Genomic DNA, 14,423 nt, shown 5'->3' on the forward strand with positions numbered 1-14,423 from the left:
GCCCTCTTGGGCGTAGCGGGCGGGAGCAGAGCGGGAGGTGAGGGACGTGACGCTGAGCCCATGAGCCGCACGCCGAGCCGGCGCACTGCTCAGGGACAGCACAGTCAGGTCACCCTGGGATTCTAGCCCCTTGAAAAAGCGATGCCACCCGCCTGAGGAAGTGCGGATGGCATCGCCGCCGTGGTCGCGAGGGCCGAGGGCCCGGAGGAGCCGCTGGCCCACAGGGGGGTCAACGGCCACGGACTTGATTCTCTCGGGTCGTCCGTCAGGTGTGGTGGTGCAGGCTCTCGACCAGGTACGGGTCTCCCACAGGCAACATCGGCGACGTCCTCACCGCCCGAGTCACCGCCAGCGTGAACAGTGCCCCCACGCCCACCAACCCCGCCACCTCATACACCCCCACCGTCAATCCCTCCGGCTGGTGCGCGGGCGCAACCATCAACTGCAAATCCAACCAGCGCCCCACCAGCAGCACCCCCGCCACGCGCAGCAGGTGGTTCGGGTTCATCTTCGCGGGACGCGGCAGCAACAACACGAACGGCAGCGCCCAGTTCAACACCACATTCACATAGAACGGCACCTCCCACCCGCCGTGCATCCGCGCGATGAAGTAGACCGTCTCCTCCGGGATGTTCGCGTACCAGATGAGCATGAACTGCGAGAACCACAGGTAGGCCCACAGCGTGGCGAAGCCGAACATCAGCTTGCCCAGGTCATGCAGATGGCTGGAGTTGAGCCGAGGCAGCGCCCCTGCCCGGTGCAGCAACACCGCCACCACGGTGATGGCACACACGCTGGAGCTCAAGAGCCCCGCCACGTTGTAGAGCGCGTAGATGGTGCTGAACCAGTGCGGCTCCAGGCTCATCAGCCAGTCGAACGCCGCCAGACAGAAGGTCAGCGAGAAGAGCACCAGGAACACCGCTGACACCGTCACGTTCTTCCGGGTCAACGTCTCCCCGCGCTCCACGTCCTGTCGCAATGAGTTGCGCCTCAACATCCACGTGAAGCCCACCCACACCGCCAACATCACCCCCATCCGAATCGCGAAGAAGGGAACGTTGAGGAAGGCCGCCTTCTCATGCAGGAGGTGGTCCGTCTCCATCACCCCAGGCTTCGCCCAGGGATACAGCGTCGTGACGAACGGCAGCAGCGCCAACATCGTCGCCGCGCCCCAGGGCACGTAGGATGCGAAAGCCTCCGGGATTCGCTTGAAGACGGTGAACCACCCCGCGTTCGCCACGTACATCAGCGCCAGGAAAACCGCGCCGCCCAATCCCAGGCACAGGAAATAGAAGCCGCTCGTCAGCAGGCTGGTCAGCGCACGCTCCGGAGCCTGCACCAGCCCCAGCACGAGCACTCCCAACCCCGCCCCCGCCGCCACCTGTGCGGCGCGATGGAAGACAGGTGAGACGGCGAAGCCACCCTGGGACTCGGTGGCGACTGCTTCGACGGGGGCGCTCATGGCGTCTCCTTGCGCGCCGTGCGCGCGGGGTTCTGGAGCGTGCGGAGATAGTGGACCAGCTTCCACCGGTCCTCCGGCGCCACCTGCGAGCCATGGGCCGGCATCAGTCCCTGCCCATGGGTGATGATGTGGAAGATGCGTCCATCCGGAAGCTCCACCGCGTGCTCCGCCAGCAGCGAGGGCGGCATCGGGAAGCGCGCCGTCACCGGGCCATCCCCCAACCCTCCCGAGCCATGGCACGGCGCGCAGTAGCGCTGGAACGCCGTCTGGCCTCGCGCCACCACCTCGGGCGACGAGGGGTACGGATTGCGCAGCTCGCTCCCGGCGCGCTCGGCCGCCTCCGGTCCCGCGGCCAGGTGCAGCGGAAGGTGACCTCGCGGCACCGTGCCCTTCGCCGGAGTCAGCAGCGTCTTGCCATCCCCCGTGTTCGGGTTGGGCGCGAAGCTGTCATAGGGCACCGAGGCCACCATGTCCGGCGCGTACTCGAAGTTCGGCCGCGTCTCGTCCTGCTCGCAGCCGCCGACAGCCAACCCCAGCGCCGCCAGTCCCACCCAGACCTTCCTCACGGCGCCACCTCCCTCAGGTCCATGGCCACCGCGCCATGACGGCGCAGCAGGTCCTCGGCCGCCTCCAGCGACTCCGGGGACTGGCGCGGCGCGATGACGATGGCGAACCGGTCATCCGTCACGCGGGGCAACGTCTGGCGCTTGTTCCCCGGAAACAGCCGGGCCCTCACCAGGAACGCCGCCACCGTGCTCAGCGCGGCGAACAACACCGTCAGCTCGAACGTCACCGGGATGAACGCCGGAAACGAGTTGAACGGCTTGCCTCCCACGTTGAGCGGCCAGCTCACCACGCTGGTGTAGAGCTGGAGCGACAGTGCCAGCGTGCAGCCCAAGAGTCCCGCCGCGAAGCACACCCAGGTGAGCCGACTGGGCTTGAGCCCCATCGCGGCATCCAGGCCGTGCACCGCATACGGCGTGTACACATCGCGCAGGTCATGTCCCGCCTCTCGCACCGCGCGGGTGGCATCGAGGACCTGCGCCTCGTGCTCGAAATATCCGATGAGGACCGGGGCGCTCATACGGGGGCGTCCTTCCGGGTGGCGATGGCCAGTGGCGGGTGGAGCCGAGGCGACGCGGGCTCAGCCGACACGTCCCGCTCGGGGGCATGCTGCGTTGGGGGATGCGCCTCGGCGTGCGCGTGAGGACTCCTGGCGAAGCCCAGGACGCTCTTCACCTCACCGATGGAGATGATGGGCAGCACGCGCACGAAGAGCAGGAACAGGGTGAAGAAGAGGCCAAACGTCCCGATGAAGGTCCCCACCTCCACCATTGTCGGCGTGTACATGGACCAACTGCTGGGCAGGAAGTCGCGGTGCAGGCTGGTGACGATGATGACGAACCGCTCGAACCACATGCCCACGTTGATGACCAACGACAGCGCGAAGATGGCCGCGGGCGAGGTACGAATCTTCTTGAACCAGAACAGGTGCGGCGACACCACGTTGCACGTCACCATGATCCAATAGGCCCACGCGTAGGGACCGAAGGCGCGGTTCATGAACGCGAAGCGCTCGTACGGATTGCCCGAGTACCAGGCGATGAAGAACTCCGTCGCATATGCCAGCGAGACGATGCCCCCGGTGACGATGATGACCTTCGTCATGTTCTCCAGGTGGCGCAGCGTAATCAGGTGCTCGTAGCCCAGCACCACGCGGGTGATGATCATCAGCGTCAGCACCATCGCGAAGCCGCTGAACACCGCGCCGGCCACGAAGTACGGCGGGAAGATGGTGGTGTGCCACCCGGGAATCACCGACGTGGCGAAGTCCATCGACACGATGGTGTGCACGCTGAGCACCAGCGGCGTCGCCAGGCCCGCGAGCAGCAGGTACACCGTCTCGTAGCGGCTCCACGTCCGGTGCGAGCCCGTCCACCCCAGCGACAGCACCTTGAAGACGGCCTTCTTCACGCCCGCCTTCAACCTGTCACGCACGGTGGCCAGGTCCGGAAGCAGCCCCACGTACCAGAACACCGCCGACACCGTGAAGTACGTGGAGATGGCGAACACGTCCCACAAGAGCGGCGAGCGGAAGTTCACCCACAAGCTGCCGCGCGTATTGGGATAGGGCAGCACCCAGAAGGCCAGCCACGGCCGCCCCATGTGGATGACGGGGAAGAGCGCCGCGCACATGACGGCGAACAGCGTCATCGCCTCCGCCGCGCGGTTGATGCTGGTGCGCCACTTCTGCCGGAAGAGGAAGAGGATGGCGGAGATGAGCGTGCCCGCGTGGCCGATGCCCACCCAGAACACGAAGTTGGTGATGTCGAACGCCCAGCCGATGGTCTTGTTCAATCCCCACACGCCGATGCCGGTGCCCACCTGGTACGCGACGATTCCCGCGCCCGTGCCCAACACGGACACCGCCATCGCGAACGCCACCCACCACTTCCACGTGGGCGCTCGCTCCATGGGCGCGCAGATCTCCTCGGTGAGCTGGCCCAGGGTGCGCGGCTCGGTGACCAGCGGCACGCGCAGCGGGGACAGGTGCTGTTGGCTCATGTTCCGCTTCCCGACCCGGTGTTCCGGATCTTCGTAAGGTAGGTGATGGACGGCCCGATGTTCAGCTCCTCCAGCAGCCGGAACGCGCGCCCGTCCTTCGCCAGCTTCGCCACGCGGCTGTTCGGGTCATTCACGTCCCCGAAGTGGAGGGCCTTCGCGGGGCAGCTCTGCTGACAGGCCGTCTGGATGTCGCCGTCCTTCAGCGCGCGGCCCTCGCGAGCCGCCGCCGCCTTGCCCTCCTGGACGCGCTGCACGCAGAGCGAGCACTTCTCCATGACGCCCCTGCTGCGCACCACCACGTCCGGGTTGAGCACCATCCGCTCCAGCGGCTCGTCGTGCGGATAGTCGAACCAGTTGAAGCGGCGCACCTTCGTGGGGCAGTTGTTCGCGCAGTAGCGCGTGCCCACGCAGCGGTTGTAGACCTGCTGGTTGAGCCCCTCGCTGGAGTGCACCGTCGCGAGCACCGGGCACACCGTCTCGCACGGCGCGTTCTCACAGTGCTGGCACATCATCGGCTGGTGGACGACTCGAGGGTTCGCCTCGTCGCCCTGGTAGTACCGGTCGATGCGCATCCAGTGCATCTCGCGCTGGCGCAGCACCTCCTCGCGGCCCACGCTGGGGATGTTGTTCTCCGCCTGGCACGACACCACGCACGCCGAGCAGCCCGTGCACGCGCTCAGGTCCACCGCCAGCGCCCACCGGTGGCCCTTGTACTCATGGCCGCTCCAGATGGAGAGCGGGTGCGCTCCGTTGCCGCCGTGCCCGCCGTGCGCCTCGTTGCCCGCGCGCGGGTTCGCCAGGAACGCGGCCAGCTCCGCCTCTCGCACGTGCGGCCGGCCCTCCAGTCGCGAGTGAGTCTGCGTGAGCGCCAGCTTCTGCTTCTCGCCCGTGCCCACCACCGTCGCCCCCGGCACCGAGCGCCGCACACGCCCGTCCACCACCGACGCCAGCGGGAAGACATTCGTCCCCACGCCGTCGCCGATGCGCCCCACCCTCGTCCGGCCGTAGCCCACCGCGACACCCAGCGCGGACGGGTGCGTCCCCGCCTGCACCAGCACGGGCAGGGACAGCGACTCGCCGCCCACGCGCACCTGCACCACGTCTCCGTCGCGCAGGCCCAGCTCCTTCGCCCGCGAAGGCGCGATGAGCGCGGGGTTGCCCCAGGTGGCCTTCGTGATGGGGTCCGGCACCTCGTGCAGCCAGGCGTTGTTACCGGAGGCGCCGTCACGCAGCGCCACCGAGGGGAACAGCACCAGCTCCCACTCCACGGATGGACGGGCCACCGCGCCCAGCACCTTCGCCAGACCCTCCTCGCGGAAGGACAGCGGCGCCGTGGGGGCCAGAGGCAGCGTCACGACACCTCGGCGGACGGCGTCGTCCCAGAAGGCATCGAAGGACGTCCCTGCTTGCGTGACGTGCGGGAAGACCTCTGCCTCCCAGCGGGCTCGCAGGAAGTCATGGTGGGACACCGGGGAATCCGCCCACTTCAGCAGCGACTCCACCGCGTCCCGGGTGTCGTGCAGCGGCGCCACCGCGGGCTGGCGCAGTGAGAGCACGCCTCGTCGCGGCTCCGCGTCTCCCCACGACTCCAGCGGCGTGGAGGCCGGGGCATGAAGCCTCGACAAGATGGCCGTCTCGTCCAGCCGGTCGTTGAGCGCCACGGTGAGCGGCACGCCCTTGAGAAGGGCCCCCAGCGCCGCTCCTCGCGGGTCCGCATGGGCGGGATTGACGCCGAGGAAGAGCACCGCGCCCACCCCACCCGCGCCCAGCTCGGTCAGCAGCTCGCCGTAGGACAGGGCCTGCTCGTCCAGCTCCACGCCCTCCGTGGGCAGCACCGTGGTGCCCTCGTTGCCGAGCAACACGTTCGCCGTCGCGGCCAGCACCTGCGCGGCCACCTCATCGCCACCGCACACCACCAGCGACTCCGTGCGGTGTGACCACAGCGCGTCGGCCAGCTCGTCCAGGTGGGCCGGCTCCAGTCGCGAGGCCGGCAAGCCCGACAGTCCGGGCACGGTGCGCCCGGCCTTCACCGCCAGGCGGCGCACCACGTCGCCCAGGGCGAGCGTCACCTCGGAGGGGGCCACGACAAAGCGGCGGTCGGCGGCGGCTCCGGTGAGCGTCATCACCGGCTCAATCTGGTAATGCCGCGCCATCGCCCTTCGTCCCGCCGCGTCGCGCGCCTCGGTGTACTGGCGCGTGAAGGCCACCGGCGACACCCACGTGCCCAGGAAGTCGGCGCCGAAGCTGGCGATGACCTGGGCCCGGTCGAAGCGGTGGTCGGGCACCACGCGCGCGCCGTGCGTGAGTCGGTATGCATCACCTATCGCGGCGAGCTCGCCCAGCGGCTCGTAGCGCACGGTGCGCGCCAGGGGGTGCGCGGCGAGGAAGCGCTTCACTCCGGCTTCGGCGGTGGGCCCCATCACCCAGGGCAGCACCAGCCGGATGGCCTTGCCCGCCTCAGCCACCTTGCGCAGTCCGGCCTTCACCTCTGTGTCCAGGTCCGTCCAGGACACTCGATGGCAGTCGCGTGACGGGAAGCGGGCGCGGCTCGCGTCGTAGAGCGAGAGCACGGAGGCCTGCCCCACCGCGCACACGGCACCGCGCGACACGGGGTGCTCGTCGTTGCCCTCCACCTTGATGGGACGTCCGTCGCGCGTCTTCAACAACAGACCGCAGCGCGCCGAGCAGCCCTCGCAGGTGGAGGCGTACCAGAGCGCGGTGCCCGGAATGACTTCGTCCGGTCGGGACACGTAGGGGATGAGCTTCTGCACCGGAGCGCGCTGACACGCCACCATGGCCGCGGCGGCGCTCAGGCCCATCAGCTTGAAGAAGTCGCGACGGCTGCTCGCGTCCGGCGGCGTGGCGGCGACGCCCACCGGGAGCTCCTCGGCGAACTCGTCGCGCGACGGCTCCAGCCACGCGGCATCGGTGGCCCGCTCGGCCAGGCTCTGCCAGTACTTGGGAAGGGGGTCGGACATGGCGAGAGGTCCTCAGCGGTGGCAGCCCGAGCAATCCGAGGGCGGCCGGAGGATGCGGGGGGATTTCGAAGGCTCGGGGAGGGGCGTGCCGGAGGTCAGGGCCAGCAGCTCTCCCGCGCGCGGTGCGGACGGCGTCGGCGCGACAAGTGCCTCCGTCGACATCTTGCGGTGACAGTCCAGGCACCAGCCCATGGTCATGGGCTCCGCCTGCTCCACGCGCACCATCTCCTGGACCTGGCCGTGGCACGTCTGGCACTTCAGGCCCGCGGTGACGTGGCTCGCGTGGTTGAAGAAGGCATGGTCCGGCAGGCGGTGGACCCGCACCCATTCGATGGGCGCATTCGCGGCCACCGCGGTCGCCACCTTCTGAATCTCCGGCGAGTCCTTCTTCACCTGCGTGTGGCAGTTCATGCACACGCTGGCGGAGGGCACTCCCGCGTGACGGCTGCGCTCGGCGCCCACGTGACAGTACTGACAGTCCAGCTCGTACTGGCCCGCGTGCACGGCGTGCGAGAAGGCCACCGGCTGCGCGGGCATGTGGCCCTGCTGGTTGTTCACCGGCCCGCTGCAGCCACCCAGGCCCAGCGAGACGAGCGTACCGGCGTATCCCAGGGCCCGGAAGGAAGCGCGGCTCATGGCGTCTCCTCGCGAGGCGTGGCGAGCAGCCCAGGCTCGGCGGCCTCGACAGGCTCGGTCGAACGCGCCGGCGCCGACACACGGCTCATCCGGAAGAAGGGAGCCAGACCCAGCAGGGTGAAGCCCGCGAGCAGGTGGACCTGGAAGACAAGCGGCGCGCTCTGAATCAGCGTCGAGTCCGGCTGGACGGCCAGCACCGAGCGCAGGTACGGCACCGTCACGTGCACGTACCAGGCGGAGCTCCAGCGCAACGACACCGCCACGTACACCCCCGTGAGGACATGGGCGAACACCAGCCCCAGGGCGACCGCCGAGCCCCACTGTCTCTCCCGCGCGCGGCGCAGCGTCAGGGAGCACAGGCCCCAGCCCAGCAGCAGCGCGCCGATGAGGCTCACCGACTCCAGCGCGAACAGTCGGGACGGCGAGGCGTTGAAGGCCTGCATCGCACGCGGCGCCGCGAGGCCCAGCAAGTGGGTGAACGCGACGACAGCCGCTCCCGCGAGCACGGCGCGACCCGCGGGCGTCCAGGGCGAGTTCGGCGCGGGTGCTTCCCGCAGCGTCAGCCTGCGGATGATGCCCGCGAGCGCGACGCCCGCCGCCACGTACGGAAAGAAGGAGAAGAGGATGGAGTCGCTCACGAGTGACCTCGCGCGGACGGCGTGGTGAAGACCACCCCGATGAAGCCCAGCGCCGCGACCAGCCCGACGACGCCCAGGTAGAAGAAGTCCCGGTCCGCGCGCGGACGGCTGCCATCACGCGAGGCGTCCGCGAGATAGGCCTTGAGGGCGTACTGCTCCTCCTCGACGAGCGGCGCCTTCGCGTACAGCGCGCCCATCATCGGCCCTTCCAGCTTCGCGAGCGCGGGCCGCATCCCCTTCTCTCCCATGCGCGCGAAGGCGAAGGTGAGGTTGGGGCCCAGCGTGCCGCCACCGGCGATGCCCAGGCCGCGCACGTCATGGCAGCTGATGCAGGCGGCGCCTCCGTTCGTGAGTGGCTCGGTGCCTTCGAAGAGGCTGCGGCCCCGCGCGACTTCTTCCGGAGTGGCGTCCGTGCCCATCTTCTCCGCGGGCGAGGGCTTGCAGCCGCCCTTCCCCTTCTGCGTGCACTCGCGGAAGAAGGCGAAGAGGCTGGTGCGCTCCGCGTCGGACAGGGCCTGGTCCGGCATGCGCACGCCGTTGAACTTCGTCAGCAGCTCGCCCGCGACGGGGTCTCCCGCGTCGATGAGCGCGCCCGGGCTCTTGATGAAGCGGGTGAGCCACGCCTCGTCGCGACGCTCCAGCACCCCGTGCAGGTCCGGACCAATCCGGTCGCCCTCGCCCACCGAGTGGCAGGTCGCACAGCGCTGGGTGAAGAGCTGCGCGCCCTGTCCAGACGCTTGAGCCAGCGCGGACGGCGCGGCCAGCACGGCCAGGAGCGGAATGATGGGGACGAGCGTTCGCTCCTGACGCGACCGTCCTCCCAGCACACGTGTCCGCATTGCTGCGTGCCCCTCCTCGCGGGGAAGCCGAGCCCGTTGCTCGGCACACGCGGCCTCAGTGCAACCAGGGGGCCAGGGAGCTCACTGGCTCACGGCCTCATGGAGCACGGGAAATCATGCGAAGGGAGCGCAGCATTTGCGCCGCGCGGCACGAGCGGACGCACCGTTTGCCAGGGACGGAGGACGCTGGGAGCGACACGCGCCCTCCAGCGGAACCCTCACGAAGCCGCGCGGGGAGCGAGAGGCTCCACCCGCGCGGCACAGCTCACATCGCGGTGGTGGTGAACACGCCGCGGCCGATGGCCATGATGCCACCGATGATGAACACGATGGCGAGCCCCACGCCCGCCAGCGGCAGCGCGTAGCCCGGCTGCGGACGACGGCGATTCACCGACAGCAGCACCTGCGCGACGACGGCCGCCAGCACCATCAGCACGATGTGGCCGATGAGGGCCGGGTAGTAGAAGCGCGTCACCAGCACGAGGATGCCGAGCAGCACCTGGAGGTGCAGCAGCCCCGCGAAGGAGGCGCCGAGGATGCGGCCGCCCTTGTCGAACGGGCGCTTCGTGGCGAGCCCGAAGGCGAAATAGGCGATGGCCAGCACGCCCGCGAGCAGCACCAGATAGCGAAGCCCTGAGTGGGCGTAGAAGAACATTCGGTCCATGGGGCTCGCGGTTTAGCAACGCACGGGGTGAGACGCACGTTTCAAGACGGATCCGGCTCGGGCGTCTTCTTCGTGCTGGGGGGAAGCGGCGGCGCGGCGATGCGCTCCCGGGGCGGCAGCTCGCCCGTGAGGCTCCGGAGGAAGGCCACCAGGTCATCCACCTCCCCGTCCGTCAGCGTCCGCGCCAGCTGGTGCTTCGCCATCAGCCGCACCATCGTCGGCAGGTCCTTCACGCTGCCGTCGTGCAGATACGGCCCCGTCCGCTCGACGTCCCGCAGCGTGGGCACCCGGAACTTGCCCCGGTCATCCTCGTTCTTCGTCGCGTCGAACCGCCCCGCGTCCGTCAGGCCCGGGTAGTCCTCCAACAGGCCGAGCTTCTGGAACGACATGCCCCCCACCGCCGGGCCGTTGTGGCACGTGGTGCAGCCCGTGAGGGCGAAGAGCTGGAGGCCGCGCAGCTCCGGCTCGGTGAGCGCGGCGTGCTCTCCCGCCAGGAAGCGGTCGAAGCGAGACGTCGTGGTGAGGCCCCGCTCGAAGGCGGCGATGGCGCGCGCGGCGTTCGTCAGCGACACCGGCTTCTTCTCTCCAGGAAACGCCTCGCGGAAGCGCGTGACGTACTCAGGAATGGAGGAGAGCGTGGACACCACGCGCCGCTCGTCGGGCATGGCCATCTCCACCGGGTTCAGGATGGGGCCCGTGGCCTGCGCCTCCAGCGTGTCCGCGCGGCCATCCCAGAACTGCGCGATGTGCCCCGCCGCGTTGTAGACGGTGGGCGAGTTGCGCGTGCCCCTCTGCCCCCGGTGCCCGTCCGACAGCGCCTTGTTGTCCACGCCGTAGGTGTCCAGGCCGTGGCAGGTGTTGCAGGAGACATCGTGGTTCTTCGACAGACGCGGCTCGAAGAAGAGCATGCGGCCCAGCGACACCTGGGCCTCGGTGTCCTTGGGCGCGGGCTTCGCGTCCTTCGCCGGAGGCAGCGGGCGGAAGAAGTGCGCGAGCTGGTCGGGCGTCAGCAACTTCGGCGCGCGCGGCTTCGGCGCGGCCTGCTCCACCGGGGGCGTGGGAGGCGATGCGACCTCCTGCTGCCGCTCGCACGCCGTCAGTCCACCCGCGCCGAGCGAGGTCAACGTGAGCAGCGTCAGGAACCGGTTGCGCGACATGAGACACTCCAGGGGCATTTACCGGACCGGCACGCTACCAGTCCCGCCCCGCCATGTTGCTTGCGTCTTGATGACGCACCCCACGTCCCCTTCCAGCGTCCATCAGCCTCGACGCCGGCGGCCGCCCCTCCGCTCCCCTGCTCCACGGACATGCGGGCCTGGGCTGCGCGGTCACGGGCCAGCGGCTACCTCTGAAGACGGGCTCGCAGCGGCGCATCGGCGGTGTGCCGCGAGGTCGACGTGCCTGGATCCGAAGACGACGAGGAGGATGGATGCGGGATGAACGCGCTGGGGAGACGGACGAGACGCGCGAGGACGTCGACGTGCTCGTCTGCCGCAAGTGCTTGATGCGCCGCGGCGCCAGGGCCGGTGGAGTCGAGCTGCCCCGCTGGCTCCAACGCACGCTGAGCGAGCGAGGGCTCTCCGACACCGTCCGCGTCATGCCCACCGGCTGCTTGCGGCAGTGCCCCCGAGGTCAGGTCACCGTGCTCGTCACCGGCGGAGCCCCGCAGCAAGGGACCGCCTTGATGACGGTGGATCCGCTCATGGAGCGAGAGAAGCTGCTGCGACTCATCGAAGCGCGCGCGCGTCCCGACGAGGAGCTCCTGTCGCCCGAGCCCGCCTCCGAGCCCACCAGGGACGAACACGACGAGCGGAACATCCCGTCGTAGCGGCGACGTCGCGGACGCCTCGCTGGAGGGAGGTCCGAAGAGGAGCCGGTCGACGAGCCACGCCACGCCCAGCCCCGTCGCCGTCCCCGCCGCGTCCCACGCCAGGTCCTTGAGCGAGAAGGTCGTCCCACGCCCCAGGTCGTACAGCTCCTTGCCCACGCCCACCCCGAGCGCCAGCCCGGCGCCCGTCCAGAGCCGCGCCTCGGGGGGCTCGAAGAGCAGCGCCCCGGCGCCATAGCCCACGCCCGCCAGGACGAAGCACGCCGCGAAGTGCTTCTTCTTGTCGGGGCCCAGCCACTCATCTCCAGACGCGGCCCTCGCGGGCGTCGGCGTGGAGGACACGAGCAGCAGCGGGGCGAGCAGGCGCAAGGTGGAGGTCTGCATGAGCAGGGATGTAGCCCCCCACGGACCGTCCAGGTGGCCCGCCCGGAGTGTGGCAGCGGAGGCTCGCGGTCGTGCGTTTTCGAGACGCGGCCCCTGGGTCGTCCTATGCTCCAGGTCGCGTGAAACGACTCGGTCCCTCGTTCACCTTCCAGCAGCAATCGACCCGGCACCCCGGGCTCGATGGTGCTCGCGGCCTCGCTGTCCTCGCCATGGTGCTGGGGCACACGCTGGACGCGCTGCTCTCACCCGAGGCTCGCCAACTGCCCTGGGTGCAGCACTACTGGAGCTTTCGCGGAATCACCGCGCCCCTCTTCCTCCTGGTGAGTGGCTGGGCCGTGGTCGCCGCCCTGGGGACCAAGCCCAACGCCGCCCGCGACACGCTCGGTCGCCGCATCCGCCGGTCGCTGTTGCTGTTGTTCCTGGGTTACTTCCTGCACTGGCCCGGCTGGCCGGCGGTGCATGACCTGGGCTGGACGGACGCCATGCTGTCGCGCGTCTTCGCCTTCGATGCGCTCCAGTGCATCGGCTTCGCGCTGTTGTTGGGCTCGGTGCTGCTCGCGCTCGTGCCCGCGCGCGGAGGCCGTCCGCTCGTCCTGCTCACCCTGGCCGTGGCCATTCCGCTGGCCAGCGTCACGATGTGGCGGCTGGGCGTGGGGCTGCCCATGCCGGTGCAGCAGTTCCTGGGCAGCGCCGAAGGCAGCCGCTTCCCCTTCTTCCCCTGGGCGGGCTTCTTCTTCGCGGGCGCCTTCGCCGCCTATGCGCTGCACCTCTTGAAGCCGGGCTGGCCGCAGGGGCTGGCGCTGCTCGCGCTGGGCGCGGGGATGCTCGGCCTCACGCACCTGACGACCGCCGACTGGGGCCCCACGAGCGCGTGGCTGGTGGCCTATCGCGTCGGCCAGGGGCTCCTCGTCCTGGGCGCGGTGAACCTGGCCCCCGTCCGGCTCAGCGGGCTCCTGGCGCCGATAGGCCGGCTGTCGCTGTGGGTCTACGTGCTGCACCTGCCCATCGTGTACGGCTGGGCGGACATCGGCGGCCTCTCCGCCCGCGTGGGCCCCATCCTCGGGGTCCCCGCCGCGGCGGGCGTGGGGCTGGCCCTGCTGCTGACGTGCGCGGGCGTGGCGCGGCTCGGCCGCTGGCTGCTGGACCAGGCCCGTCCCTGGCGCGCGGGCTCCACCACGCTCAACGCCAGCCTCAGCAGCTCCACGCGGATGAGCCCTCGGGCCTGAGGCTCCGGGCCGCGCGCGGCCTCAGTGTCGCGGCTCGTCCTCGGTGAACTCCGCGTCCACCTCTGACGTGGACGCACCGGAGCGCATGCGCGCGGACGGGCTCGCCGCGTCCTCCGTCCACGACTCCGGGAACGGAGTCCGCGAGACAGGCTCGCCAGGGAACTGCTCGGGAAAGCCCACGCCGCCCAGGGTGGTGACGCGCAGCGAGCCGTCGCGCATGCGGCGCTCCACGGCCCGGCGCAGGCGCGCCGTCACGAAGCGCCGCACGGGAGGCAAGAACAGCGACAGGCCCACCACGTCGGTGATGACGCCGGGAACCACCAGCAGCACGCCGCCGAGCATCACCAGCGCGCCGCTGAACAGGCCCTCCTCGGGGACCTGCCCCCGGGCCAAGGCGTCTCGCCAGCGGCGCATCACCCTGCCCCCCTCACGACGGGCGAGCCAGGAGCCCACCACGCCCGTCAGCAGCACCAGGGCCAGCGTCGGCATGAAGCCCACCTCGCGGCCGATGACGACCAGCAGGTAGAGCTCCACGAAGGGAACGATGAGCGCGAGCAGGAAGTACTTGAACACACCCGCAACCTAACGCCGAGCGCTCCCTCGTGCCGGACAACCCCACGGGCAAGGCGGCGCCTCCCCGCCCGTCTGGCCTACCTGCCGCCGAGGTTCCCCAACATCGAGTCCACCAGCAGATAAAGGAAGAAGAAGGCGGCGATGGCGATGAGGAAGAACTTCGCGCCCGGCTGAAAGCTCCTGGGCCCTTCCGTCGTCAGCGGCGTGTACGTGGCGGAGCCCATCGCCTCGGTTGACGCCCCGGAGGCTCCACCCGCGTAGCGCACCGTGCGCATGTACTGGTCCGCCACCAGGCCTTCATCGGAGGCCACCAGCGAGCGGCCCAGCTGGGGGTCCACGAGCCGGGCTCCGGCCTTGGAGGCCAGCTTGACGGCCTCGCCCACCACCTCGCGCACCAGGTCCGAGCGCTCGGCCAGGGGGATTCGCAGCTCGGTGGCTACCACCCGTCCGCCCTCGCGCAGCACTCCCACCTCCACGTCCCCGTGCTGGAAGTTCCAGAGGCGGTTTCCATCCGGACGGACGGTCACCCGCTTCTCCGAGAGGAGGCCATCCACCCGCGCCGCCTCGTAGGGCGTGCCCGGCGTCATCGTCTGTAGGAGCAACTCGTATCTCACGCGGGTTGCGAGTATA

General features: G+C 69.9%; 14 protein-coding genes. 1 reads left to right on the forward strand and 13 read right to left on the reverse strand.

The window, feature by feature from the left end:
• Positions 1-265 precede the first annotated feature (265 nt).
• From LZ199_RS06575 to LZ199_RS06625, 11 genes are all read right to left on the reverse strand, one after another.
• Positions 266-1,462 carry a hypothetical protein gene (locus tag LZ199_RS06575; protein WP_253992786.1) on the reverse strand — a complete coding sequence of 399 codons (1,197 nt, stop codon included), beginning with the start codon at positions 1,460-1,462 and terminating at the stop codon, positions 266-268.
• Positions 1,459-2,028: a c-type cytochrome gene (locus tag LZ199_RS06580; RefSeq protein ID WP_253992787.1), complete on the reverse strand. Its 570-nt coding sequence runs from the start codon at positions 2,026-2,028 to the stop codon at positions 1,459-1,461. Before LZ199_RS06580 ends, LZ199_RS06575 begins: the two co-directional genes overlap by 4 nt.
• On the reverse strand, positions 2,025-2,546 hold the full coding sequence (locus tag LZ199_RS06585) for a DUF3341 domain-containing protein (protein ID WP_253992788.1): 522 nt from the start codon (positions 2,544-2,546) through the stop codon (positions 2,025-2,027). The genes LZ199_RS06580 and LZ199_RS06585 overlap by 4 nt, the downstream gene beginning before the upstream one ends.
• Complete coding sequence (gene nrfD, locus LZ199_RS06590; RefSeq protein WP_253992789.1) at positions 2,543-4,027, reverse strand: NrfD/PsrC family molybdoenzyme membrane anchor subunit; 1,485 nt, start codon at positions 4,025-4,027, stop codon at positions 2,543-2,545. The genes LZ199_RS06585 and nrfD overlap by 4 nt, the downstream gene beginning before the upstream one ends.
• Positions 4,024-7,005, reverse strand: coding sequence for a TAT-variant-translocated molybdopterin oxidoreductase (locus LZ199_RS06595; RefSeq protein WP_253992790.1), 2,982 nt, complete (start codon positions 7,003-7,005; stop codon positions 4,024-4,026). The genes nrfD and LZ199_RS06595 overlap by 4 nt, the downstream gene beginning before the upstream one ends.
• Positions 7,006-7,017: 12 nt before the next feature.
• Positions 7,018-7,641, reverse strand: a complete 624-nt coding sequence (locus LZ199_RS06600) for a cytochrome c3 family protein (protein WP_253992791.1) — start codon at positions 7,639-7,641, stop codon at positions 7,018-7,020.
• Positions 7,638-8,279, reverse strand: coding sequence for a respiratory nitrate reductase subunit gamma (locus LZ199_RS06605; RefSeq protein ID WP_253992792.1), 642 nt, complete (start codon positions 8,277-8,279; stop codon positions 7,638-7,640). Before LZ199_RS06605 ends, LZ199_RS06600 begins: the two co-directional genes overlap by 4 nt.
• Positions 8,276-9,118, reverse strand: a complete 843-nt coding sequence (locus tag LZ199_RS06610) for a c-type cytochrome (RefSeq protein WP_253992793.1) — start codon at positions 9,116-9,118, stop codon at positions 8,276-8,278. The genes LZ199_RS06605 and LZ199_RS06610 overlap by 4 nt, the downstream gene beginning before the upstream one ends.
• A 265-nt stretch (positions 9,119-9,383) precedes the next feature.
• Positions 9,384-9,782 carry a hypothetical protein gene (locus tag LZ199_RS06615; protein WP_253992794.1) on the reverse strand — a complete coding sequence of 133 codons (399 nt, stop codon included), beginning with the start codon at positions 9,780-9,782 and terminating at the stop codon, positions 9,384-9,386.
• Between the two features lie 41 nt (positions 9,783-9,823).
• Positions 9,824-10,939 carry a cytochrome-c peroxidase gene (locus tag LZ199_RS06620; RefSeq protein WP_253992795.1) on the reverse strand — a complete coding sequence of 372 codons (1,116 nt, stop codon included), beginning with the start codon at positions 10,937-10,939 and terminating at the stop codon, positions 9,824-9,826.
• Between the two features lie 185 nt (positions 10,940-11,124).
• Positions 11,125-11,994 carry a YfiM family protein gene (locus LZ199_RS06625; protein ID WP_253992796.1) on the reverse strand — a complete coding sequence of 290 codons (870 nt, stop codon included), beginning with the start codon at positions 11,992-11,994 and terminating at the stop codon, positions 11,125-11,127.
• Positions 11,995-12,113: 119 nt separating this feature from the next.
• Between LZ199_RS06625 and LZ199_RS06630 the strand changes: the two genes are divergently transcribed.
• On the forward strand, positions 12,114-13,220 hold the full coding sequence (locus LZ199_RS06630; RefSeq protein ID WP_253992797.1) for an acyltransferase family protein: 1,107 nt from the start codon (positions 12,114-12,116) through the stop codon (positions 13,218-13,220).
• Positions 13,221-13,241: 21 nt separating this feature from the next.
• Here the strand turns inward: LZ199_RS06630 and LZ199_RS06635 are convergent, their stop codons facing one another.
• Together LZ199_RS06635 and LZ199_RS06640 are read right to left on the reverse strand one after the other, a co-directional pair.
• The gene (locus tag LZ199_RS06635; protein WP_253992798.1) at positions 13,242-13,793 is read right to left on the reverse strand and encodes an FxsA family protein; all 552 of its coding nucleotides are present in this window, start codon (positions 13,791-13,793) and stop codon (positions 13,242-13,244) included.
• A 77-nt stretch (positions 13,794-13,870) separates the two neighbouring features.
• The gene (locus LZ199_RS06640; RefSeq protein WP_253992799.1) at positions 13,871-14,407 is read right to left on the reverse strand and encodes a hypothetical protein; all 537 of its coding nucleotides are present in this window, start codon (positions 14,405-14,407) and stop codon (positions 13,871-13,873) included.
• Between the last annotated feature and the right edge of the window lie 16 nt (positions 14,408-14,423).

Origin of the sequence: Myxococcus qinghaiensis, from assembly GCF_024198215.1 — a bacterium.
GTDB classification, from domain to species: Bacteria; Myxococcota; Myxococcia; order Myxococcales; family Myxococcaceae; genus Myxococcus; species Myxococcus qinghaiensis.

Bases quoted from the DNA above. Each gene is read 5' to 3' on its own strand.
- LZ199_RS06575 (WP_253992786.1), bottom strand. From the start codon at position 1,462: ATGAGCGCCCCCGTCGAAGCAGTCGCCACCGAGTCCCAGGGTGGCTTC.
- LZ199_RS06585 (WP_253992788.1), bottom strand. From the start codon at position 2,546: ATGAGCGCCCCGGTCCTCATCGGATATTTCGAGCACGAGGCGCAGGTC.
- nrfD (WP_253992789.1), bottom strand. From the start codon at position 4,027: ATGAGCCAACAGCACCTGTCCCCGCTGCGCGTGCCGCTGGTCACCGAG.
- LZ199_RS06595 (WP_253992790.1), bottom strand. From the start codon at position 7,005: ATGTCCGACCCCCTTCCCAAGTACTGGCAGAGCCTGGCCGAGCGGGCC.
- LZ199_RS06600 (WP_253992791.1), bottom strand. From the start codon at position 7,641: ATGAGCCGCGCTTCCTTCCGGGCCCTGGGATACGCCGGTACGCTCGTC.
- LZ199_RS06610 (WP_253992793.1), bottom strand. From the start codon at position 9,118: ATGCGGACACGTGTGCTGGGAGGACGGTCGCGTCAGGAGCGAACGCTC.
- LZ199_RS06615 (WP_253992794.1), bottom strand. From the start codon at position 9,782: ATGGACCGAATGTTCTTCTACGCCCACTCAGGGCTTCGCTATCTGGTG.
- LZ199_RS06620 (WP_253992795.1), bottom strand. From the start codon at position 10,939: ATGTCGCGCAACCGGTTCCTGACGCTGCTCACGTTGACCTCGCTCGGC.
- LZ199_RS06625 (WP_253992796.1), bottom strand. From the start codon at position 11,994: ATGCAGACCTCCACCTTGCGCCTGCTCGCCCCGCTGCTGCTCGTGTCC.